The sequence below is a fragment of the Rhizobium sp. P1_E1 genome (genome assembly GCF_056406015.1).
Window position 1 is genome coordinate 136,216 of the sequence record NZ_JBFUAY010000002.1, and the last position, 22,429, is coordinate 158,644.

At 61.8% G+C, this 22,429-nt stretch carries 16 protein-coding genes; 6 read left to right on the forward strand and 10 right to left on the reverse strand.

Translation table 11 applies throughout. The features are described from left to right. Window positions 1-32: 32 nt before the first annotated feature. The 4 genes from AC1D1Z_RS02135 to AC1D1Z_RS02150 all read left to right on the forward strand — a co-directional run bounded on the left by AC1D1Z_RS02135 (window position 33) and on the right by AC1D1Z_RS02150 (window position 5,731). Window positions 33-788, forward strand: coding sequence for a response regulator transcription factor (locus tag AC1D1Z_RS02135; RefSeq protein ID WP_018241315.1), 756 nt, complete (start codon window positions 33-35; stop codon window positions 786-788). Then, window positions 785-2,194, forward strand: a complete 1,410-nt coding sequence (locus AC1D1Z_RS02140; RefSeq protein ID WP_028733903.1) for a sensor histidine kinase — start codon at window positions 785-787, stop codon at window positions 2,192-2,194. The genes AC1D1Z_RS02135 and AC1D1Z_RS02140 overlap by 4 nt, the downstream gene beginning before the upstream one ends. A 133-nt stretch (window positions 2,195-2,327) precedes the next feature. Further along, on the forward strand, window positions 2,328-5,285 hold the full coding sequence (locus AC1D1Z_RS02145) for a bifunctional [glutamine synthetase] adenylyltransferase/[glutamine synthetase]-adenylyl-L-tyrosine phosphorylase (RefSeq protein WP_018241317.1): 2,958 nt from the start codon (window positions 2,328-2,330) through the stop codon (window positions 5,283-5,285). 98 nt (window positions 5,286-5,383) lie between these two features. After that, window positions 5,384-5,731 (forward strand): hypothetical protein, encoded by a 348-nt coding sequence (locus AC1D1Z_RS02150; protein ID WP_018241318.1) that lies wholly within the window; start codon window positions 5,384-5,386, stop codon window positions 5,729-5,731. A gap of 20 nt (window positions 5,732-5,751) precedes the next feature. Here AC1D1Z_RS02150 and AC1D1Z_RS02155 read toward each other — a convergent pair whose 3' ends face one another. From AC1D1Z_RS02155 to AC1D1Z_RS02170, 4 genes are all read right to left on the reverse strand, one after another. Next, window positions 5,752-8,061, reverse strand: coding sequence for a PAS domain-containing sensor histidine kinase (locus tag AC1D1Z_RS02155; RefSeq protein ID WP_477849348.1), 2,310 nt, complete (start codon window positions 8,059-8,061; stop codon window positions 5,752-5,754). Window positions 8,062-8,253: 192 nt separating this feature from the next. Then, entirely contained in the window at window positions 8,254-10,902 is a 2,649-nt protein-coding gene (pepN, locus tag AC1D1Z_RS02160; RefSeq protein ID WP_446983261.1) for an aminopeptidase N, read from the reverse strand. A gap of 188 nt (window positions 10,903-11,090) precedes the next feature. Next, window positions 11,091-12,197, reverse strand: coding sequence for a methyl-accepting chemotaxis protein (locus tag AC1D1Z_RS02165; protein ID WP_446983262.1), 1,107 nt, complete (start codon window positions 12,195-12,197; stop codon window positions 11,091-11,093). An 89-nt stretch (window positions 12,198-12,286) separates the two neighbouring features. Beyond that, window positions 12,287-12,544, reverse strand: a complete 258-nt coding sequence (locus AC1D1Z_RS02170) for a hypothetical protein (RefSeq protein WP_446983263.1) — start codon at window positions 12,542-12,544, stop codon at window positions 12,287-12,289. Between AC1D1Z_RS02170 and AC1D1Z_RS02175 the strand changes: the two genes are divergently transcribed. Next, window positions 12,543-13,481, forward strand: coding sequence for a DMT family transporter (locus tag AC1D1Z_RS02175; RefSeq protein WP_446967588.1), 939 nt, complete (start codon window positions 12,543-12,545; stop codon window positions 13,479-13,481). The two genes, AC1D1Z_RS02170 and AC1D1Z_RS02175, sit on opposite strands and share 2 nt — an antisense overlap. 244 nt (window positions 13,482-13,725) lie before the next feature. After that, window positions 13,726-14,598, forward strand: coding sequence for a hypothetical protein (locus tag AC1D1Z_RS02180; protein ID WP_446967589.1), 873 nt, complete (start codon window positions 13,726-13,728; stop codon window positions 14,596-14,598). Window positions 14,599-14,697: 99 nt separating this feature from the next. Here the strand turns inward: AC1D1Z_RS02180 and AC1D1Z_RS02185 are convergent, their stop codons facing one another. The 6 genes from AC1D1Z_RS02185 to AC1D1Z_RS02210 all read right to left on the reverse strand — a co-directional run bounded on the left by AC1D1Z_RS02185 (window position 14,698) and on the right by AC1D1Z_RS02210 (window position 22,186). Beyond that, window positions 14,698-14,856, reverse strand: coding sequence for a hypothetical protein (locus tag AC1D1Z_RS02185; RefSeq protein ID WP_017990856.1), 159 nt, complete (start codon window positions 14,854-14,856; stop codon window positions 14,698-14,700). 98 nt (window positions 14,857-14,954) lie between these two features. Continuing rightward, window positions 14,955-15,146 carry a hypothetical protein gene (locus AC1D1Z_RS02190; RefSeq protein ID WP_446951593.1) on the reverse strand — a complete coding sequence of 64 codons (192 nt, stop codon included), beginning with the start codon at window positions 15,144-15,146 and terminating at the stop codon, window positions 14,955-14,957. Window positions 15,147-15,277: 131 nt separating this feature from the next. Next, window positions 15,278-16,180 (reverse strand): uracil-DNA glycosylase, encoded by a 903-nt coding sequence (locus tag AC1D1Z_RS02195; RefSeq protein WP_446983264.1) that lies wholly within the window; start codon window positions 16,178-16,180, stop codon window positions 15,278-15,280. A gap of 69 nt (window positions 16,181-16,249) precedes the next feature. Next, window positions 16,250-17,542, reverse strand: coding sequence for an Hsp70 family protein (locus AC1D1Z_RS02200; protein WP_446951595.1), 1,293 nt, complete (start codon window positions 17,540-17,542; stop codon window positions 16,250-16,252). 220 nt (window positions 17,543-17,762) lie between these two features. Then, window positions 17,763-20,879, reverse strand: coding sequence for an efflux RND transporter permease subunit (locus tag AC1D1Z_RS02205; RefSeq protein ID WP_477849354.1), 3,117 nt, complete (start codon window positions 20,877-20,879; stop codon window positions 17,763-17,765). Further along, entirely contained in the window at window positions 20,876-22,186 is a 1,311-nt protein-coding gene (locus AC1D1Z_RS02210) for an efflux RND transporter periplasmic adaptor subunit (RefSeq protein WP_130716048.1), read from the reverse strand. Before AC1D1Z_RS02210 ends, AC1D1Z_RS02205 begins: the two co-directional genes overlap by 4 nt. Window positions 22,187-22,429 lie beyond the last annotated feature (243 nt).

A 22,429-nucleotide genomic window follows, 5' to 3' on the forward strand; every position in this document is an offset into this window, starting at 1 on the left:
CCGCGCGGCTCGATTCTTCTGACCTTTGAAGGATGATCGCCATGAGCGCCGCCCCGCAGGAAGATGCTTTGAGCCTTGCCGAAACGCAGCCGGTGGGTAATGTCGGCCGCATGAAGATTCTCATCATCGAAGATGATCTCGAAGCCGCGGTCTACCTCACGAAAGCCTTTCGCGAGGCGGGCATCGTCGCCGATCACGCCAGCGACGGCGAGAGCGGTCTGTTCATGGGGTCGGAAAATACCTATGACGTCATCGTCATCGACCGCATGCTGCCGCGCCGCGACGGGCTCTCCGTCATCAGTGAGTTGCGCCGCAAGGCCATCCACACGCCGGTCCTCATCCTCTCCGCGCTGGGCCAGGTTGATGACCGCGTGACCGGCCTTCGTGCCGGCGGTGACGATTATCTGCCGAAGCCTTATGCCTTCAGCGAGTTGCTGGCGCGCGTCGAGGTGCTCGGCCGTCGCAAGGGCACGCCGGATCAGGACGTCGTCTATCGCGTCGGCGATCTCGAACTCGATCGGCTCTCCCACGAGGTGCGCCGCAGCGGCAAGGAGATCCCGCTGCAGCCGCGCGAATTCCGCCTGCTCGAATATCTGATGAAGAATGCCGGCCAGGTGGTGACCCGCACCATGCTGCTCGAAAACGTCTGGGACTACCACTTCGACCCGCAGACCAACGTCATCGACGTCCATGTCTCGCGCTTGCGCTCGAAGATCGAGAAGGACTACAGCCAGCCGCTGCTGAAGACCATTCGCGGCGCGGGGTACATGATCAAGGATGAGGGATGAGCCGTTTCAAGGTTCTCTTCAAGTCCACCGCAGTCCGCCTTTCGGCACTCTACATCCTGCTTTTTGCCATCTGCGCCGCGACGCTCGTCTTCTATGTGACGGCGATGTCGGAACGGCTGCTGACGGGGCAGATCCGCGACGCCGTCAGGCAGGAGGTGGAACAGGTGCAGCGCGCCTTTGACACCGGCGGCATGAACCTTCTGCTGCGCACGATGGAGCGGCGTGCCCGCCAGCCGGGCGCCAATCTCTACATCATCGCCGGTCCCTCGGGCGATATTCTCGCCGGCAACGTCGCCTCGGTGCAGCCGGGTGTCTTCGAGGAGATCGGCTGGACCTCCGCGCCCTTCATCTATCAGCGTTATACTGACAGTGGCGTCGAGCGCCGCCACAGGGCGATCGCCAATATCTTCGTGCTCGACAACGGCCTGCGAATATTAATCGGCCGCGACCTCGGCGACCCCGAGCGTTTCCGTCTGCTGGTGCGCCAGGCGCTGATGGTAGCCTTGGCGATCATGGGGCTTGGCGCCATCATCATCTGGTTCGCCATCGGCCGCAACGCGCTGAAACGCATCGACCGCATGTCGGATGCCAGCAAGAAGATCATGGCCGGCGACCTGTCGCAGCGCCTGCCGGTGGGCGGATCGGGGGATGAATTCGACCGGTTGTCGATGTCTCTGAATACCATGCTGGAGCGCATCGAGAAGCTGAACGAGGGCCTGCGGCAAGTCTCCGACAACATCGCCCACGATCTCAAGACGCCGCTGACGCGGCTGCGCAACAAGGCGGCCGATGCGCTCGATATCGCCGATGGCGAGACGCGGCGCACCGCGCTCGAAGGCATCATCTCCGAATCGGACCAACTGATCCGCACCTTCAACGCGCTGTTGATGATCTCCCGCGTCGAGGCCGGATCGGTCGCGGCCGAGATGTCGCCGGTGGAGCTTTCGACCATCGTCTCCGATAGCGCCGAGCTTTACGAACCGGCGGCGGAGGAGGCCGGGCTCGGCCTCAGCTTTAGCATCGAGCCTGATGTCGAGGTGCAGGGCAATCGCGAGCTGATTGGCCAGGCAATCTTCAACCTGCTCGACAATGCCATCAAATATTCCTCTAACACGGAAGGAGCGGGCAAGGTGTCACTGAAGCTTGCCCGCCGCCCGGATGGCATCTGCCTCTCGGTCGCCGACCATGGGCCGGGCGTTCCGGCCGACAGGCGCGACGACGTGGTGAAGCGCTTCGTCCGCCTCGATGAAAGCCGGTCGAAGCCCGGCACAGGGCTCGGGCTTTCGCTGGTGGAGGCGGTGATGGAGCTGCACAACGGCCGGTTGGAGCTCTCCGATACCGATCCTGACAAGCCCGAACAGCGCGGATTGACCGTCAGCATGATCTTCCCGGCCAAGGCTGCCTGATGACTCGAAGTCGATGATCGGCTGAATCGCGTATTGGCGGTTTTCCGCCAAGACCCTAGTTTAATGCCGGTCAGGGAGGCGTTCCCGCGATTCTGCGTGGTCGTTTCCCTAGGCGCTAAAGCAGGGAGAGTGCATGCTGACGAAATCGACGCATGGCCTGAAGGATGTCGCCGAAGGGCTGCTGCGTCCGCTGAACCAGACGGAGTTGAAGCTGGCACTGGCCGACCTTCAGGAGGCCGGCAAGAGCGAGCCGTCGGTGGCTGCGATGCTGAAGACGGAGAGCCCGCTTCGCGATTTCATCGCGGCCGTTCTGACGCTGTCGCCTTATTTGCGCGAAATCGTCAATCTCGATCCCGCCATCCTCGCTGGCGCCGTCACTGAACCGCTGGAGCCGCAGATCGAGGCGCTGGTTGCCGAGGCGCGGCGCTGCTGGCAAAGGGACGGCGAGGGGGCGGCGCCTTCGGAATCCGTGGTGATGAGCAGGCTGCGCATCATCAAGCGCAAGGTGGCCTTCCTCGTCGCACTCGCAGATCTCGCACGCATCTTCGACGGGCGGGCGACGACGGCCTGGCTGAGCGAGCTTGCCGAAGCTTCGGTTGCCGCCGCGATCGACCATCTGCTGCTGGCGGCGCATGAGGGTGGAAAGCTGCGGCTGCGGGATCTGGCAGCACCGAGCGACGGCTCCGGGCTGATCGTGCTCGGCATGGGCAAACTCGGCGCGTCGGAACTCAACTATTCCTCCGATATCGACCTCGTCGTCTTCTTTGACGAACAGGCGGGCATCGTGCCTGACCCGGATGACGCGATCGAGGTCTTCCCGAGGATGATGCGCCGGCTGGTGCGCATCCTGCAGGAGCGGACAGCGGACGGCTACGTCTTCCGCACCGATCTCAGATTGCGCCCCGATCCCGGTTCTACGCCGCTGGCGATCCCGGTCGATGCGGCGATGATCTATTACGAGGGCAGGGGGCAGAACTGGGAGCGGGCGGCCTTCATCAAGGCGCGCGCCGTTGCCGGCGACCTTGCGGCGGGCGGCGATTTCCTGCGCGGGCTCGCCCCTTTCGTCTTCCGCAAATATCTCGATTACGCGGCGATTGCCGATATCCATTCGATCAAGCGGCAGATCCACGCGCATAAGGGCCACGGTGCGATCGCGGTCAAGGGCCATAACGTCAAGCTCGGCCGCGGCGGCATTCGGGAGATCGAATTCTTCGTCCAGACCCAGCAGCTGATCGCCGGCGGTCGCATGCCGGCATTGCGCGGTCGGGCGACGGAGGAGACGCTCGGTGAACTCACCAAGGCGAAATGGATCGACGCGGAAACCCGTGACGAACTGACGGAGGCCTACTGGTTCCTGCGCGATGTCGAGCATCGCATCCAGATGGTCCGCGACGAGCAGACCCACCTGCTGCCGGAAACCGATGCCGACCTGAAGCGCATCGCCTTCATGATGGGCTTCTCCGACACGCCGAGCTTCTCAGAACGGCTGGTCGGCGTGCTGAAGACGGTCGAGCGGCGTTATGCCCACCTCTTCGAACAGGAGAGCAGGCTTTCCACCGATACCGGAAACCTCGTCTTCACCGGCCAGGGTGACGATCCGGACACGCTGGAGACCTTGAAGAAACTCGGCTTCAACAGGCCGTCCGACATTTCCCGCATCATCCGCACCTGGCACTATGGCCGCTACCGCGCCACGCAATCGGTCGAGGCGCGTGAAAGGTTGACGGAGCTGGCGCCGGAGCTCCTGCGGGTCTTCGGCGAAAGCAAGCGCGCCGACGAGGCGCTGCTGCGCTTCGACAGCTTCATCTCCGGTCTTCCCTCCGGCATCCAGCTCTTCTCGCTGCTCGGCAGCAACCCGGCGCTGCTATCGCTGATCGTCAACATCATGTCCTCGGCACCCCGGCTTGCCGAGGTGATCGCCGCCAAGCCGCACGTCTTCGATGGCATGCTCGATCCCGGCCTGATGGCAGAGCTGCCGACCCGTGATTATCTCGGCGAACGGCTGAAGGGCTCGCTTGCCCAGGCCCGCCATTATGAAGAGGTGCTCGACCGGCTGCGCATCTTCGCCGCCGAGCAGCGCTTCCTGATCGGCATCCGCCTGCTCACCGGCGCGATCAACGGCCAGATGGCGGCGCGCGCCTTCACCCATCTCGCCGACCTCGTCATCGCAGCGGCACTCGATGCCGTGATCGGCGAGATGCGGGCCGCGCACGGCGACTATCCCGGCGGGCGCATCGCAGTCGCCGGCATGGGCAAGCTCGGCAGCTTCGAGCTGACGGCCGGTTCCGACATCGATCTGATCCTGCTCTATGACTATGATGACACGGCCTCCGAATCCGATGGGCCGAAGCCGCTCGACGCGACCCGTTACTTCACCCGCATCACCCAGAGGCTGATGGCCGCCTTGTCGGCGCCGACCGCCGAAGGTGTGCTCTATGAGGTCGACATGCGGCTGCGCCCGTCCGGCAACAAGGGGCCGGTCGCCACCCGTATCAATGCCTTCGGCAAGTATCAGCGCGAAGAGGCGTGGACCTGGGAGCATATGGCGCTCAGCCGCGCCCGGCTGATCTGCGGCAATGAGAGCCTGATCGCCGAAGCGGAACTGATCGTCCGGGAGGTGCTGTCGGCCGATCGTGACATTGCCAAGGTGGCGCATGACGTCGCCGAGATGCGCGAACTGATCGACAAGGAAAAGCCGCCGGGCGGTCCATGGGACCTGAAGCAGATCCCCGGCGGCGTCATCGATCTCGAATTCATCGCCCAGTACCTGGCGCTGATCGCTCCGTCCAAAGGTGTCGGCACGCCCGTGAACGGGCTTAGTACTGGCGAGGCCTTGAAGGCCCTTGGCGACCGGCTGATGGCGCCGGCAGATCTCGATACCTGCCTTGAGGCCTTTGCGCTCTATACCGGTCTTTCGCAGTTGATCCGCCTCTGCATTGACGGCCTATTCGATCCCAAGGACGCGCCATCAGGCCTCGTTGAACTCGTCTACCGCGCCGGCGATTGCCCTGATATCAAGACGCTGGAGGGGGAGGTGAAGCGGCTGGCAAAAGCGGTCAGGAAGATATTCCTGAGCATCGTGAAGGCCTGACGGATGTCGCCGCGGAAATATGCAGAGATTGTCCGCGCCGCAATCGCCTGACTGACCGACTTCTCCTATGTTGCTGTTTCAATCGCGGGGAATGGAAAATGAAAACCTTCAATTTAGCACTGGCGCCTGAAAGACTCTGGCAGGCCATCAATCCGTGGACATTTTATCAGCAGGGATCACAGATCGGCTTCGTCAACATTGATCTTGGATCGACGCCGGCGCCCGAAACGGAACAAACGATTCTGGACGAGGTGGGGAGCTATGGTCGGCAGATCGGCCGCATTGGCGATGCGCTTGAGGTGCTGCTGAAACATGTTCCGTTGGAGAACCTTTCACAAGAGGAACAAGACGCCTTGGTCGTACTCAAAGGCCAGCTTGCCGAGATTCGCCAGATAAAGGAAAGGCAGGGGCGAAAGCAGTCCCAGGATCGCTCGGAAAATCGATGAACGATTTGAAAAGCCAATTGCTAGACGTCGTCCGGAATCCGCAGCGAGATCACCGTACCCACGGCCTCGCGTGAGCGGATCTTCATGCGACCGCCATGCAGTGAGGTCAGCGAGCGAGAAATGGCGAGGCCGAGGCCGGAGCCGCCTTTGCTCTTGGCATACTGGTTCTGCACCTGTTCGAAGGGCTGGCCGATCTTTGCAAGCGCCGAGCGTGGAATGCCGATGCCGGTATCGGCGATGGTGACGACGACGAAGCCGTCGACGCGGCGCGTACGCACCGCGATGCGGCCGCCGCTATTGGTGAACTTCACCGCATTGGAGAGCAGGTTGAGCAGCACCTGTTTCATCGCCCGGCGGTCGGCCGTCAGCGTCAAGCCGGAGCAGATGCGCTGTTCGATGACGATGTTCTTTTCAGCCGCCGGAATGGCGGTGAAACGCAGGCTTTCCTCGATCAGAGGCACAAGATCGATGCGCTCGCAATGCAGTCTGACGTGGCCGGCCTCGATCTTCGACATGTCGAGAATATCGTTGATGACGTTGAGGAGATGTTTGCCGCTGTCATGGATATCGCGGGCATATTCGTCGTATTTCAGCGAGCCGAGCGGCCCGAACATCTGGTTCTGCAGGATTTCCGAGAAGCCGAGGATAGCGTTGAGCGGCGTGCGCAGTTCATGCGACATGTTGGCGAGGAATTCCGATTTCGCCTTGTTGGCGGCTTCGGCGCGTTCCTTCTCCGCCTGATAGTTGGCGTTGGCCGTCGAGAGCTCGGCTTTCTGGCTCTCCAGCGTCTGGCGCGAAGCGGAAAGGTCGCCGATCGTTGCCATCAGCCGGCGTTCGGATTCGCGCAGCCGTTCCTGATGGCGTTTCATCAGCGTGATGTCGGTTCCGACGGACACCCTGCCACCGTCGCGGGTGCGCCGCTCGTTGATCTGCAGCCAGCGCTCGTCGGCAAGCTGTACCTCCGTCGTCCGCGAATAGCCGGAGCCGTCGGCATCGGAAATCCGCCGCTCGATGACCGGACGGGCGGCGGCGGCATTGACGGTCGAGCGCTCGGTGCCGGGCACAAGCACGCTGTCCGGCAGGCCATAGGCCTGCTGGAAATGCGTGTTGCACATGACGAGGCGATCGTTCTTGTCCCAGAGCACGAAGGCTTCCGAGGTGCATTCGATGGCGTCGGCCAGGCGCTGGTCGGCTTCTGCGTAGCGCTGGGCGAGCCGATGCTGTTCAGTCACGTCCATGGCGATGCCGATCAGGTGCATGCGGCCGGAATTGCTGCGGATCACCTGGGCGCGGGCCCGCATCCAGACATAGTGGCCGCCGGCATGGCGCATGCGGAAGATCTGATCGACCTGGCCGGAAGCGCCCTTGCCGATGGCGCGCGCGATCTCGTAGAGCCCGCCGTCATCGGGATGCATCAGCCGGGCGGCTTCGCCGAAGCCCATCGTCTTGTCGGAGCCCGGCAGGCCGAGCATGTCGTACATCGAGCGCGACCAGAAGAATTCGCGGTTCTCGAAATCGAAATCCCAGAGGCCACAGCGGCCGCGCGACAGCGCCGTCTCGACGCGCAGGTTCGATTCCAGGAAGATGTCGTCGGCATCGCGGGYGCGCTTCACCTGCGTGTAATAGGCATAGAGGATGACGAGCAGGATCGAGGAGATGCCGGCAAACAGCGTGACGTTGAGCGCCAGCTCCTCGCGCCAGAGCCGGCCGATCTCGTCGAGCGAGGTGGCGGCGACGACATAACCGCCGGCATTGCCCACCAGCGTGATCTCGGCATAATGCGGCACGCCGCCGATCGTCGTTTCGATGACGCCGGCGCGATCGCCGAAGCGCCGGATCGCCGAGACTTCGGGGAAGAAATCACCGACATTGCTGCCCACATGCGAAAGCCCGGCGGTGGTCGCGGCAAAAACCTTGCCGCTTGCCTGCACGAGCAGCACGAAGGCGCCGCTGTCGAGCCGGTCCTGTGGGAGGAATTTGGCGAGGCGGGCCTGCGCCTCGGTCATATCGCCGTTGTCGAAAATGTCGGCCGCATCGGCAAACACGGCAGAGGCGGTCGCCGCCGAAAGGGCGGTGGCATGGCGCGCCGAGGCCTCCAGGCGCCCGTACTCGCTCATCATGCCGAAGAAATGCGAGGCGGCGACGACGAAGAGGAAGGCGACGATCAGCGCCGGAATGGCTCGCTTCAAGACCAGCTCGGCCTTAGGCAGATAACGGAGAAGTGGTTCCGATCTCGCATGACCGGAAAGGCTGTCGCGCCAGGCTTTCAGCCCGTCAAAATCGACACGCAGCCGTCCTTCGGCCACGGTTGCCCGCCGCACGTCCATCATCTCTTCGCCTTGTCCCTCGTGTGATTCGCGCGCCGCTCGCTCGAACCTGACCTAGAGAATCATGGGTGATTCGCCTTGTCCAGAGGCAAAGGTAAAAATCCGTTAACTATTTATAATTTCGGGTTTTTCCAGGTGATTCGACGTGCTGGGCGACCGGCCGCCGAATTTTTCGGGACGGCCGGTCGAAGCAAATCACCCTTTAAGCGTGCGCTCGACGATATCGCGCACGTCGGTCGAAAGAGCGGCGGCCCGCTCGATCTCGATGAGGGCCGAGCGGGCGTGATCGGCACGCGTCGGTTCCAGCGAGCGCCAGGAGCGCATCGAGGTGAGGATGCGGGCGGCAAGCTGCGGGTTGCGCTGGTCGATATCGAGAATCTGCTCGGCGAGGAAACGATAGCCTTCGCCGTCGGCGCGGCCGAATCCGGTCGGATTGGCAAAGGCGAAGGTGCCGACCAGTGCCCGCATCCGGTTGGGATTGGTCCGCTTGAAGAGCGGATCGTCCATCAGGCCGCGCACACGGCCCAGGGTTTTTGCACCCGGAATGCCGGCCTGGATCGCTAACCATTTGTCGATGACGAGCGCATTTTCCGCGAAGCGGTCACGGAAGGTGGCGAGCGCCTCGCGCGTCTCGGCGCTATCGGGGAAACGATGGGCGAGGATCGTCAGCGCATGGCTGAGATCGGTCATGTTGTTGGCCGCATCGAAGGCGGACTTGGTGCGCGCCGGCGTCTGTTCGGCATGTGAGAGATAGGTGAGGGCGGTATTGCGCAGCGCGCGCAGGCCGGCGCTCTTCGCATCCGGGCTGAAATCGCCTGATGTCGTCATCGCCGCGTAGAGGCCGGTAAAGACGTCCTTTCCAGTATCGGCGATCTGCTTCAGGATCGCCTGCCGGCCGGCATGGATGGCATCGGGATCGTTGTTGCCGCCGAGTTCGCGGGCGATATCGGATTCGCTCGGCAGAGCCAGTGCCTGGGCACGGAAGGCAGGCTCGAGGCTCTCGTCGGCGGCGGCCGCGATCAGCGCCTCGACGAAGGTCGCCTCGCTGACAACAGGCTTGCCCTCGCGGGCGTCACGAGCCGCTTTCAGGAGGTTCGGCAGCGCCAGATCGGTCAGCGCCTGCCAGCGGGCGAAATGATCGGTCTCATGGCGCGCGAGGCGGGCGAGATCGGCTGGGCTCTGATCGAAATGCAGGTTGATCGGCGCCGAGAAGCTGCGGTTGATCGAAACGACCGGCCGCGTGCCAATGCCATGGAACACGGCCGTCTGTGTGCGGCCAGTGAGATGCAGCACCTCGCCGGTATATTCCGCCCCGTCGACCGAAGTCGGTTCGATCTTGCCGCCGTTTTCGCCAAACAGCGCGAGGCTGAGCGGAATATGCATCGGCTCCTTGCTCGGCTGGCCGGGCGTTGCCGGGATCATCTGTTCGAGCGACAGGGTGAAGCTGCTGGCTGCCGCATCATAGCTGCCCGATGCGGTGACGAGCGGTGTGCCGGCCTGATGGTACCAGAGCGAGAATTGGCTGAGGTCGCGCCCGTTTGCATCTTCGAAGCATTTGACGAAATCCTCGATCGTCACGGCCTGGCCGTCGTGGCGGTCGAAATAGAGGTCCATGCCTTTCTTGAAGCCGTCCTTGCCGAGCAGCGTCGCGATCATGCGCGTAACTTCGCTGCCCTTTTCGTAGACGGTCGTCGTGTAGAAATTATTGATCTCGCGATATTTCGTCGGCCGCACCGGGTGAGCGAGCGGGCCGCCATCTTCCGGGAACTGCTCCGATTTCAGGTGGCGCACTTCGGCGATGCGCTTGACGGCGCGCGAGCGCTGGTCGGACGAGAATTCGTGGTCGCGATAGACCGTCAGGCCTTCCTTGAGGCACAGCTGGAACCAGTCGCGGCAGGTGATGCGGTTGCCGGTCCAGTTGTGGAAATATTCATGCGCGATGATCGCCTCAATATTGGCATAGTCGGCATCGGTCGCGATCTCGGGATCGGCAAGGACGTATTTGTCGTTGAAGACGTTGAGGCCCTTGTTCTCCATCGCGCCCATGTTGAAGTCCGAGACGGCGACGATCATGAAGATATCGAGGTCGTATTCGCGGCCGAACCTCTCTTCATCCCACTTCATCGAGCGTTTCAGCGCGTCCATCGCATAGGCTGCGCGCGGCTCCTTGCCGTGCTCGACATAGATCTTCAGCACCACCTCGCGGCCGGACATCGTCGTGAACGTGTCTTCGACGACGCCGAGATCGCCGGCGACGAGCGCGAAGAGATAGCTCGGCTTCGGGTGCGGATCGAACCAGGCGGCGAAATGTTTGCCGGGGCCGTAGCCGGCGCCGCCGAGGAAGTTGCCGTTCGACAAAAGCAGCGGGTTGGCGTCCTTGTCGGCAATGATGTTGACAGTGAACGGCGCAAGCACGTCGGGCCGGTCGGGGAAATAGGTGATGCGGCGGAACCCCTCCGCCTCGCACTGCGTGCAGTAGATGCCGCCGGTGCGGTAAAGGCCCATCAGCTTGGTATTGGCCTCAGGATTGATGATGGTGGTAATCGTCAGTTCGAAGGGCGCGCTCTCCGGCAGGTCGCGCACCGTCAGGCCTTCCGGTGTTGCGTCGTAACGCGAAGGGTCCAGCTCCACCTGGTCAAACAGCAGCCCCGACAACGTCAGTTCGTCGCCGTCGAGAACGATCGGCGCTGTCGGATCGGCGCCCGGGCGACGATGAAAGATCAGACGCGCCTCGACCTTTGTCTCCGTCGGGTCGAGTTCGAAAGTGAGGTCCACGCGTTCCAGCACGAAGTCGGTGGGACGGTAATCTGCCAGATGAATGACCTGGCCGGTATCTGTTCGCATGGTGTTTCCTGAAGACCGTTATTGGACAACCGCGGAATACAGAGGCGGGCGCACTCTGCCATAAATTTTGCCGGGCATGATTACATTAAAGTCTGAACTAAACTTAAAGCAAATTGCCCGCGAACGCCAAGTTCGCGGGCAAAATATCTTATTGGCAACGGATGAACACGGCCACAAGGAGATGGGCACTACTTCAGATTGAGTGCCGCCTTGATCGTCGCGTCGTTTTCCGTCTTTTGCACGACGACGCCGTACCAGCCGAGCCCGTCGTAATCCTCGTAGCCGAGGGTGCGCGCGAAGGCGACGATAGAGCCGCTATTGTCGTAGTAGCTGCCTTTCGCCTGGCCGGACGGGTTGGCGAGTGCGAAATGGGAAAAGAGCAAGGTGGGATTGGTGGTGGCGATGACCCGGCTCTTGCCGTCGAGCAGCATGACAGTCGTTCTTTCCGCCAACTGCGGCGGCAGGTTGGCCTCCTTCTCGACGATCGCCTGGCCCTGGTTCTGCCAGTCGAAATAGACGCCGAGCGTGCCGATCAGCCGCCCATCGAGCTTGCCCTCTTCGCGGATGCCTGTGGCATAAACGAGCGCATGCCTGTTGCCGTGCAGCGGGCTCGCTTTGACGTCGTCGACGATATACGCGTCGCCGGAGGAGCAGGCCGACGCCGCCCGGAACCACGGATCGCCGGCAAGGCTCGTGCCTACGATCTTGCGCTGGAACTTGGGATTGGCGGATGCGATCACCTTGCCCGAGAGATCGGTCATGACGAGATCGAGATAGACGGTGTAGAAGCGGTTGATGGCGCCGAGACGCTCCGCCGCAAAGGCGACGGTTTCCCGGCCGGGTTCCTGCAGTGCCTGCCAGAGTGCCGGGTCCGTCGCCCACCAGCGCACATCGGCCGTGCGTTCGAAAAGGTTGCGGACGATGAGCTGCACCAGTGTCTGCGCCAGATCGGTCAGGCGAACGCCCTCCATCTCCTCGACCAGCGAATCCGCCATGGCGCGGCTGAGGCCGATGCGGCCAAGCACGTTGCTCTCGAACCTGCCGGTAATGTCGGTTGCGATCTGCGCCAGCCGCTGCACCTCGTTGGCAACGACAGCGAAGCCCTTTCCGGTCTCGCCGGCTCTGGCTGCCTCGATCAGCGCATTGATCGCTAGCAGCTTAATCTGCTTGACGATATTGGTGTTGTCGGCGCTGAAGCGCTCGAGATCGGTGCTGATGCCGTCCGTGACGACGCGCATGGACCGCGGTGTCGCATTCTGCGACTGGGCAATGGTTTCGGCGCTAAGCGGCTTCATCAAAAGGATCCTGGAAGGAGCGGGCAATTGTTTGTGTGGTGAAGAAAATTTCGAGATCAGCGATAAAAAACGATGCTTGCCTATGGTTTTCAATTGGTTAACGGCTGGCCCCGCGAGATGAACATTTTCGGGGTGAATGGCTCAAAACGAGAAATTTCAGAGCGGTGGCGCATAAGCAGCACGATTGAGCCTGCCGCTGACGGCGTTTCTGTGATTCTCTGATGTTGCTTGCGGTTTTTTCGCCAATCGGGTTTTTCTTTCGCTACGATGGAAGACGTCACCCGCTGCGTTCCCGAGTCGAACGCGTTCCCCCGTTCCGCTTGAGCAGTATTAAGAGCCAGGATCATGCACTCGGTTCTCAGAAACCCGATGAGAGGCATTGCGCTGAAAGTCTCGTCGGTCGTGGTCTTCCTGGCCATGCAGACCTTCATCAAGCTGGCCGGCTCAGACATCCCGCCCGGTCAAGTCACCTTCTGCAGGTCGTTCTTCGCGCTCTTCCCGATCATGGCCTATCTCGCCTATAACAGGCAACTGCGCGCCGCCTTCTACACGGCCAACCCAATCGGTCACCTGAAGCGCGGCACGATCGGCATCTTGTCGATGGCTTTCGGTTTCTATGGCCTGCTGCATCTGCCGCTGCCGGAGGCGATCGCGCTCGGCTACGCGTTGCCGCTCGTCGCCGTCATCTTCGCTGCCGTTTTTCTCGGCGAGACCGTGCGCATCTATCGCTGGAGCGCCGTCCTGGTCGGTATCGTCGGCGTCGCCATCGTTTCCTGGCCGAAACTCACGCTGTTTCGCGACGGCGGCATGGAAGCGGAGCAGGCCGCCGGCGCACTCTGCGTGCTGCTCTCGGCCGTTCTCGGCGGCGTGGCGATGATCCAGGTGCGCCGCCTCGTCGAGGAAGAGAAGACGGCGACGATCGTGCTGTATTTCTCGATCACCGCCTCGGTCTTCTCGCTGGCTTCTGTTCCCTTCGGCTGGCTGATCCTGCCATGGCCGACAGCGCTCTATCTGATCGCCGCCGGTTTTTGCGGCGGCGTCGCGCAGATCCTGCTGACGGAAAGTTACCGCCATGCCGACGTCTCCACCATTGCGCCGTTCGAATATACGTCGATCCTGCTCGGCGGTATCGTCGCCTATTTTGTCTTCGGCGACGTGCCGAGCGTTACCATGCTGATTGGCACCGTCATCGTCATCGCCGCCGGCATCTTCATCATCTTTCGCGAGCATCAGTTGGGCATCGAGCAGAGAGAGGCGCGCAAGGCCACGACGCCGCAAGCCTGACGCGGCAAGCGTATGATATGGAAGGTTTTAACGCGGCGATTGCGGTGGCTTGAAACTTGCGCTCACAGGGTGAAAAGAATGGTGAATTCTTGGGATACCGCCGGCCTGTGGAATATGATTGTTGAACATGAGAGAGTATCATTTATTCCAAGCTGTGCATGTCTGAATGGCCGCTGATGCCGGAGGAGCTCTGGGTGTCGTTGCTCCGAACGCTGGCCGGCGAGCGGAGGTGGAGAAAAGCATAATGGCATTCACAGCGGAGCAATTGGTGGGGAACTCTTCCTTTCTGATGAGCATTCGCTTTTTAGCTGGGCAGATGCGCGGTATGTTCGATGCCGGTCCGCGGCTGGCGCGACTGCTCGCCTCGCATCAGCGCTGGCTTCTGACCCAGACTGCCTATGCCCTCCACCTGGAATATGATCCGCGCGACCCGACGTCGGGTTTCACCGCCGTGCGGTTGACCGGGCGCATCACCGCGCACAAGGTGGCGAGCCGCAACACCGTGCTCGCCTTCATCGAGGAACTCTATACCTACCGCTTCATAACCCACACGCCCGGCGACGAGCGGCGGCGGCCACGTCATTTCGAACCGGCCGACGTCAGCCATCAGGGGATGTTTGCCTGGATTTTCTCCAATCTCGGCGCGCTCGACCTGCTCGACGGCGGTCAAAGGGCAGTGTTTTTTCAGGCAAATCCATCACTGATGCGGCTCATTCAGCCGCGCATTGCCCGCCATTGCCTCGAAGATGCCGCCTGGCGCGAACCGCCGGAGCAGGTGGCGCTGTTCCTCTGGACGGAAGCCGGCGGCCTCGTCGTCGACAACTTCATCGCCCGGATGGATTTGAAAAGCAGCGAGCCGGGGAGGCTGTCTGTCGGCCGTGTCGAAACCCGTGCGCTCGCTGCCGATTTCATGATGTCGCGCACCCATCTGCAGCGGCTGCTGGCAAAAGCGGCGCAACGTGGCTGCGTCGGCTGGTATGACGAGCCGCGCAAGACGCACCTATGGATATCGCGGGATTTCGTCGAGGAATATTGCGCTTGGCAGGCGGTCAAGTTCGCCTATGTCGACGAAGCCTTCGAATGGGCGAAGGCCCAGATCGACGAAATGGCCATCTGATTAGAGCAATTCCAGCAAAAGTGCGCAGCGGTTTTGCGTCTGGAATGCGCGAAAACAAGGAGATAGAGCATTTCCGTGACTCGGAAAAACGGAATTGCTCTAGAGAACGATCGCCGCTGTACCTGCGCCATTGCGCGTTCCGGCATCGGCCGGCTTGACCGAAAGCTCGCGCTCATATTCCCGCGCGGCGCAGACGGCAACGCGGATATGCTCGAATGTTTCGATGTTGCGCAGAAGCGATATCAGGATCGTCGACATGTTGGGGTACTCTTGATACGAAGGGCAGGCGAAGCGCCTACAGCGCTGCGCTTCCTTTTAAGACGCGCAAAGGACGCTGCGACGCGTTGAATTCCTGCTCAATATTGCTGGAAGTCCGAAAAAATGGCGTTCGGGCGCGCCGTGCGACTGTTGATGCCGGTGCCGCGGGCAATCATCTGTTCGTTCGTGGCAAAGCCGAAACGGCTGTAGCCTTGAGTGCAACGAACCTGGTCGCCGGCGAGGCGAAGGGTTTCAAACCCGCTATGGATAGGACGAAAACGCTTGTTCATGGCCTTGGTTCCTGTGATTCCTCCCAAGACACAGCTGATATTGCGATGCAACATAGATTCCGCAATGCATCACGGCGGGATGCAGCCATGCGAAAATCGCATAGATTGATTCACAAATTATTCAACTTTGGCTAATTTCTAAGCAAAGAGAGGGACTTAAGCTTCGCTTGAAAGGCGAGCAGGTCATTCCAGGCCAGCCGCTTGTTTACAGGTGCGGTTAACAGATCCTGCGGATGCAGGCTGGCTATGGCAGGAATGACACAGTCCGCAACGCCAATCTCTTTCCAATGGCCGCGCAGGCCGTGAATCGTGTCGCTTTCGCCGAAGAAGAAGCGCGCCGAAAAATTGCCCAGCAGCAGGATCGCCTTGGGTTCGGCAAGCGCGATCTGCCGCTCGATGAAGGGTCGGCAGATGTCCATTTCCGCCGCTGAGGGCGCACGATTGCCAGGTGGTCGCCAGGGGATGACCTGCGTCAACAGAATGGCTGAGCGCGTCAGCCCGATCGCCGTCAGCATCTTGTCGAACAACTGGCCGGATTTTCCCGAGAAGGGCATGCCCTCGCGATCGTCTTCGGCGCTCGGCGCCGAGCCGATCACCATGATCCCGCTTTCGGCATTGCCGCTGGCAAAGATGGTCGAGCGGGCACTGTGCTTGAGGTTGCAGCCGTTGAAAGATTCGATCGCGGTCTTGAGCTCACTGAGCGATCGCGCGGTTTCGGCGACGAAGCGCGCCTGCTGCACCGCCTCGCCATCCGGGATCGCCGGTTGCGGGCTGGAAAATGCACGTTCGGCAGGCGCCGGGCGCGCCGCTGTATTCGGACGCGGCGATGCCTGACCTGGGGCAGGGCGTTCCCCAGCGGCAGGACGTTGCGGCTGCGCCTGTGCCGCCGCCGGGCGGCGGGCGGCCTTCATCGCCTCAAACTCGGCGAAACGGTCGATAGCCTCTTCCTCCAGCAGCCATTCCACGCCGGCATCCGCATGGAAATGCAGAAGCGCTGCAAGCTCGGCGGGGGAGAGGTCGTTGGCGGAGATCATGGGGGCAAGCTTAGCGGAGTGACAGGGGCATTGAAAGGGTCGGCGGTTGATTGCCCGCCCTTGCCGGTGCTATTGCACAGTCCATTGCGCGATGTCCTCGCGTTCGCCGATCAGCGCCAGGCCGTGGGCGATCGACAACAGCTCGCCGCCGCTTTCGATCCGGTCGCGCTCGAAGCGTTCGGTGAAGATGCGGCGCACCGCCGGCACGAAGGAGGTGCCGCCGGTGAGGAACACCTTGTCGATCTCCGACGGTTTCGTCTCGGTCTTGTCGAGCACGTCGTCGAGCGCGCCTTCGATGCGGGCGAGATCATCGGCGATCCAGCCTTCGAAATCGCTGCGCTTGATGCTGCGATGTCCACCGCGACCAAGCGGCGCGAAATCGAAAGGCGCCTCCTCCGCGGCCGAGAGCGCCATCTTCGTCGCCGACACAGCCTGATAGAGCGGGTAGCCCTCGTCATGGTCGATGAGGTCGATGAAGATTTCGAGCTTTTCCGGTTCCAGGCTGGTGCGTACCAGCTTCTTCAGATCCTCAAATTCGCGCGTGGTCTTGAAGATCGACAGCTGGTTCCAGCGGCCGAAACTGGAATAGTAGTTGGACGGCACTTCGAGAATCTTGTCGAAGCTCTTGAAATGGCTGCCTTTGCCGATCAGCGGTGCGACGATGTTGTCGATCATCCTGTAGTCGAAGTGATCGCCGGCGACGCCGACGCCGGAATGGCCGATCGGTGTTGCCGTCAGCTTGCCGGCAACGGTCTCGAAGCGGATCAGCGAATAGTCGGTCGTGCCGCCACCGAAATCGGCAACCAGTACGGTGGCATCCTGCTTCAGGTTCTGCGCGAAGTAGAAGGCAGCGGCGACCGGTTCATAGACATAGTGGATCTCGGGAAAACCGAAGCGCGACAGCGCCTCATTGTATCGTTCGGTCGCCAACGCCGGATCGGGGCTGGCGCCGGCAAAATGCACCGGCCGGCCGGTGACGATACGGCTGACATCAGAAGGCCAGTGGTCGCCGGCATAGTTGCGCAGGCGCCGCACGAAGACCTCCATCAGATCCTCGAAATTATGCCGTTTGGCGAAGATCAGCGTGCCCTGGAACAGCGCGCTCGCCGCAAAGGTCTTGATCGACTGCAGGAAGCGACATTCGCCGGGATTGTCGATGAACTGGCGGATCGCTGCATGGCCGGCTTCCACCTTCAGCGCCGAAGCGCCGAGCTGGGCATCCTTCATGAAGGAAAGCGCCGTGCGCATGCTGTCGGCCGTACCCTCCGTGCTCGTGAACGCCATCGAGCGCGTCGCCCCGCCATCCGCCATGGCGAGAACCGTATTCGTCGTGCCGAAGTCGAAACCCAGCGCCTGAGCCATGCCCGCACCTCTTCATGCCGATTGTTATTGGAGACGGAGCATCGCTCCGCGAAAGGGCGTAAGCACGCCCCGGATTCAGGAGGGCGGGTGATGCCACAGGGGCGCGACACATTCAAGAGGAGCGGAAGTTGATGTGATCGCGGGCGCACTTCTTCTCCCGGTTGGAAGAAGAAGTGYGCCGCAAGGGTCAATCGGCAATGCCGAACTCAGAGGTCCGTAATCACTCGGCGGCCATTGCCCTTGCCTCCTGCAGCTCCGGCTCCTCGACCTTCTTGTGGCCGATCAGTCGGCCGAGGAAGCTTCCGAAGCGGTCCATCTCGACGAAGATGACCGGGGTGATGAAGAGCGTCAGCATCTGCGAGACGATCAGGCCGCCGACGACGGCGATGCCGAGCGGCTGGCGCAGTTCGGAACTTGCGCCGGTGCCGAGCGCGATCGGCAAGGCGCCGAGCAGGGCGCAGAAGGTCGTCATCATGATCGGTCGGAAGCGTCGCACGCAGGCTTCGTGGATCGCCACCGTCGCCTTTTCGCCGGTCGTGCGCATGGTCTCCACCGCCACGTCGATCATCATGATCGCGTTCTTCTTGACGATGCCGATCAGCATCAGCAGGCCGATAAGGGCGATGATCGACAGGTCGAAACCCATGATATCAAGCGCCAGCAGCGCACCGAATGCCGCGGCCGGCAGGCCGGAGAGGATGGTGAGCGGGTGGATGAAGCTCTCGTAGAGTACGCCGAGCACGACATAGATGGTCAGCACCGCCGCAAGGATCAGGTATGGCGTATTGCCCTGCGACTGCTCGAAAATCTCAGCTGTACCGCCATAGGAGGTGAAGACGTCGGCCGGCATGCTCATTTCCGTCTTGATCTGGTCGATTGCCGCCGTCGCGTCGCTGAGCGAGACGCCTTCCGGCAGGTTGAAGGAAACGGTGGTCGAGACGAGCTGGCCCGTCTGGTTGATTGTTACAGGGCCGACCGTGCGCTCGACATGCGCGAAGTTTGAAAGCGGCACCAGGCTGCCATTGGCCGAGGCGACACGGATTTCCGAGAGCTTCTGGTCGTCCCAGGRCTTGCTCGTGTCGTATTCGACGATGACGTCGTAGCTGTCGCCGGTAGACTGGATTTCCGCCGCTGCATATCCGCTGAAGGATTCCTGCAGCGTCGTGCGCAGCGTGTCGTTATCGATCCCGTAGGCGGCTGCCCGCTCGGTATCGATGACGATGTTGGCCTGCAGGGCGTTGTTCTGGGCGTCCGAGGTCACGTCGGTGAACAGCCGGTCCTTACGCATCGCCGCCTGGATCTTGCCGGCCCACAGGTTGGTCTGATCAGCACTCAGCGCCTGCACCACCAGCTGATATTGGCTGGCCGTCTGGCGACCGCCGAAGCGCAGGCTCTGGTTCGGTGTCACGAAGGCCTGCAGGCCGGGGATCTTGTTGATCGCCGTGCGCAGCTCGCGCAGCGTCTGGTCAAGCGGCGCACGCTGGTCCTTGTCCTTGAGTTCGACGAACATCGAGCCGTTGTTCTGTGGCTTGTTGGGGTTGCCGCCGATCGTCGACATCACATGGTTGACCGCCGAGTTCGCCTTGACGACGGCTGCCGCCTGCTGCTGCAGCGCCGCCATTGCGGAATAGGAAATGTCCTGCCGGGCCTGCGTGCTGATCGTCAGGCGGCCGATATCCTCCTGTGGGAAGAAGCTTGTCGGCAGCGTCATGAAGAAATAGATCGTCAGTGCCACCGAGGCGAGGAAAACGCCGAGGATCGTGGGGCGGTGGCGAAGGCACCAGCCGACAGCCCTGTCATAGCCGCGCAGCGTCCGTTCGAAGCCGGCATCGAAGATGCGGATCATGAGCGGCGGGCGGCTCTGGTGGTTGGACAGACGCGAGGCGAGCATCGGCGTCACGGTCAGCGAGACGATTGCCGAAGAGATGATCGCAATCGCAACCACCATGCCGAATTCGTTGAACACGCGGCCGACAACGCCGCCCATCAGCAGGATCGGGATGAAGACCGCGATCAACGAAACCGACATGGAAATGATGGTGTAGCTGACTTCGCCCGCACCCTTGATCGCCGCTTCCCGCACCGGCATGCCATCCTCGACATGGCGCAGAATGTTCTCGAGCATGACGATGGCGTCATCGACCACGAGCCCCACCGCGAGCGTTAGCCCGAGCAGCGAGATGTTGTCGATACTGTAGCCGAGCACATACATCATGCCGAAGGTCGAGATCAGCGACAGCGGAACGGCAAGCCCGGGAATGATCGTTGCTGTCGCATGGCCGGTAAAGAGGTAGATGACGAGGACGACGAGGCCGATCGTTAGGAGCAGCGTGAACTTCACGTCGGAGATGGCATCGCGAATCGGCTTTGCGGCGTCATTCATGACGACCGTGTTGACGGAAGGCGGGATTTCGGCGTGAAGCTGCGGCAGCTTGGCGTTGATCGCATCGACGACATCGACCGTGTTGGCATCCGGCTGGCGCTGGATGGCGAGGATGATGCCGCGTTGGCCGTCATACCAGCTGCCGGTATATTGGTTCTCAACACTGTCTTGCACATCGGCAATATCGCCGAGGTGGATCGGCGCGCCGTTCGGATTGGCAATGACGAGCGAACGGAATTGTTCGGCGCTGGTGCGCTGCGTGTTCGCCGTGATGGTCATGCTCTGCGAATTGTTCTGCAGCGTTCCCACAGGCTGCTGGCTGTTGGCGGCAGCAAGCGCCTTGTTCACGGTGTCGATGCCGATGCCGCGGGTCAAAAGCTTATTGGGATCGACCTCGACGCGCACGGCATAGGTCTGCGCACCGTAGACGCTGACCTGGGCAACGCCGGGAAGCGTCGAAAGCGACGGCGAGATGATGTTCTCGGCGATGTCGTCAAGCTTGCTGCGCGGCATGGTGTTGCTCTGCACCGAGAGCAGCATGACAGGCGCATCGGCCGGGTTCGTCTTGCGATAACTCGGCGGCGTCGTCAGATTGTCGGGCAGTTGCCGGGTGGCATGTGAAATCGCGGCCTGCACGTCGGCTGCGGCCGCATCGATATTACGACTGAGGTCGAACTGCAGCACGATGCTGGTGCTGCCGAGCGAACTGGAGGCGCTGATTTCGGTGATCCCGGGAATAGTCTCGAACTGCTTGATCAGCGGCGTCGAAACCGAGGTCGCCATCGTCTGCGGCGAGGCGCCGCTCAACTGTGCCGAAACGTTGATGGTGGGAAAGTCGACCTGCGGTAGCGCTGCGACGGGTACGAGCTGATAACCGGCAAGACCGGCCAGAATGACGCCGATCGCAAGTAGCGTCGTCGCGACGGGGCGCTGGATACAGAAATTCGGGATCATTGCTGAGCTCCCACCGCGATCGTCTCGGATGGCTGCTGTTGCCGAGGCTCTTCGGCGGAGGCGACATCAAGCGTCTTTTCATCGAACTGCTCGTTGATCGCCTGCTGGTCGCTGAGCTGGCCCTGGCCCTCGACGACGACGTGATCGCCTGCCTGAAGGCCCGATTCTATGGCGGTGAAGCCGCCGTTCGCGCGGGCAACGGTGACGGCCGTCAGATGCGATTTGCCGTCCTTGGCGACGAAGGCGAAGAAACCCTCCGGACCAGGGCTGACGGCAACCGTCGGCACCACCACCTGCTGTTGGTCATTGTTGAAATGCACGACGATGTTGACCGACTGGCCTGGCCAGAGCGCGCCGGAGGCATTCTCGAATTTCGCCTTGGCGAGGATCGTGCCCGAGGCCGTATCGACCGTGTTGTCGTAGAAGCTGATTTCGCCCTTTCGCACTTGCCCCTTGGTGGAATTGGGGGCGGTGCTGACCTCGACCGGACCGGCTGCCAAGGCGCTCTTCAGCTCCCTGAGATAGCGTTCCTGCAGGTGGAATTTCACGTAGATCGGATCGTATTTCGCAATAGTGACGATTGCCGCGCCGGCACTGAGGAAAGCGCCCTTGCTGACAGCGATATCGCCGAGCCGGCCGTCGAAGGGAGCGCGGATGTCGGTGTGCTCGAGCAAGATCTGATCGGAGGCCAGCGACGCCTTGTCGGCGTCGACCGTGGCTGCAGCGGTATCACGGGCGGCGACCGCCTGGTCGAGGCTCTGCTGGGTGCCGGCCTTCTGATCGAAGAGGTCCTGCGCGCGCGTCAATGCGGTTTCGGCTTCCGAAAGGGTTGCCGTGTCGCGCACGATCATCGCATTGTCCTTGTCGACGGTCGCCTTGGCCGTCCGATCGTCCAGCTTGGCGATCAGGTCCCCGGCTTTGACGGTCGCCCCATCCTGCGCATTGATGCTGACGATCAGGCCCTGTTCCTGTGCGGCAATGGTCGTATTGTCATCGGCATCGGCCCAGCCGGACGCCGTCACATCCATCGGCAGCGTCGTCTTCACGGCCGCGACTGTTTTGACGACGGTCGGGCCGCCACCACCGCGTCTGCGCCCGCCGCCCTGATGTTGCCCGCCATCCTGCCCCTGATTGGCCTGCCCCTGATCTGCCTGTGCCTGCTGCCCGCCGCCATTGCCGGTTTCCGGCTGCTTGATGAACTGCGAGAGGTAGGGAATGCGAGAGGCATAAGGGACCCGATTCCCGAATTGCCAGACGCCGACGGCGGCAACGGCGATAACGCTGATGGTGATCCAAAATTTCTTCATGGGCRATACCGGTCTTTGGGCAAGGTTGCGGGGGCAAGGTTGCGAATTTTATGCCCCGATTGAGCCACTTATATTGCGGCGCAAAAAAGACATAATTCCCGGGTCGCGATCACTAAGTGGTTATAACGGCTTAAATTTTTGTAATGAATATTCCGTAATATTCAAACTATACTAATATAGTCCCAGTGTAACCCGACGCCGTTTGACGGCGGAGGGCAGGCGGCTCGCGACAAGACGATGTCG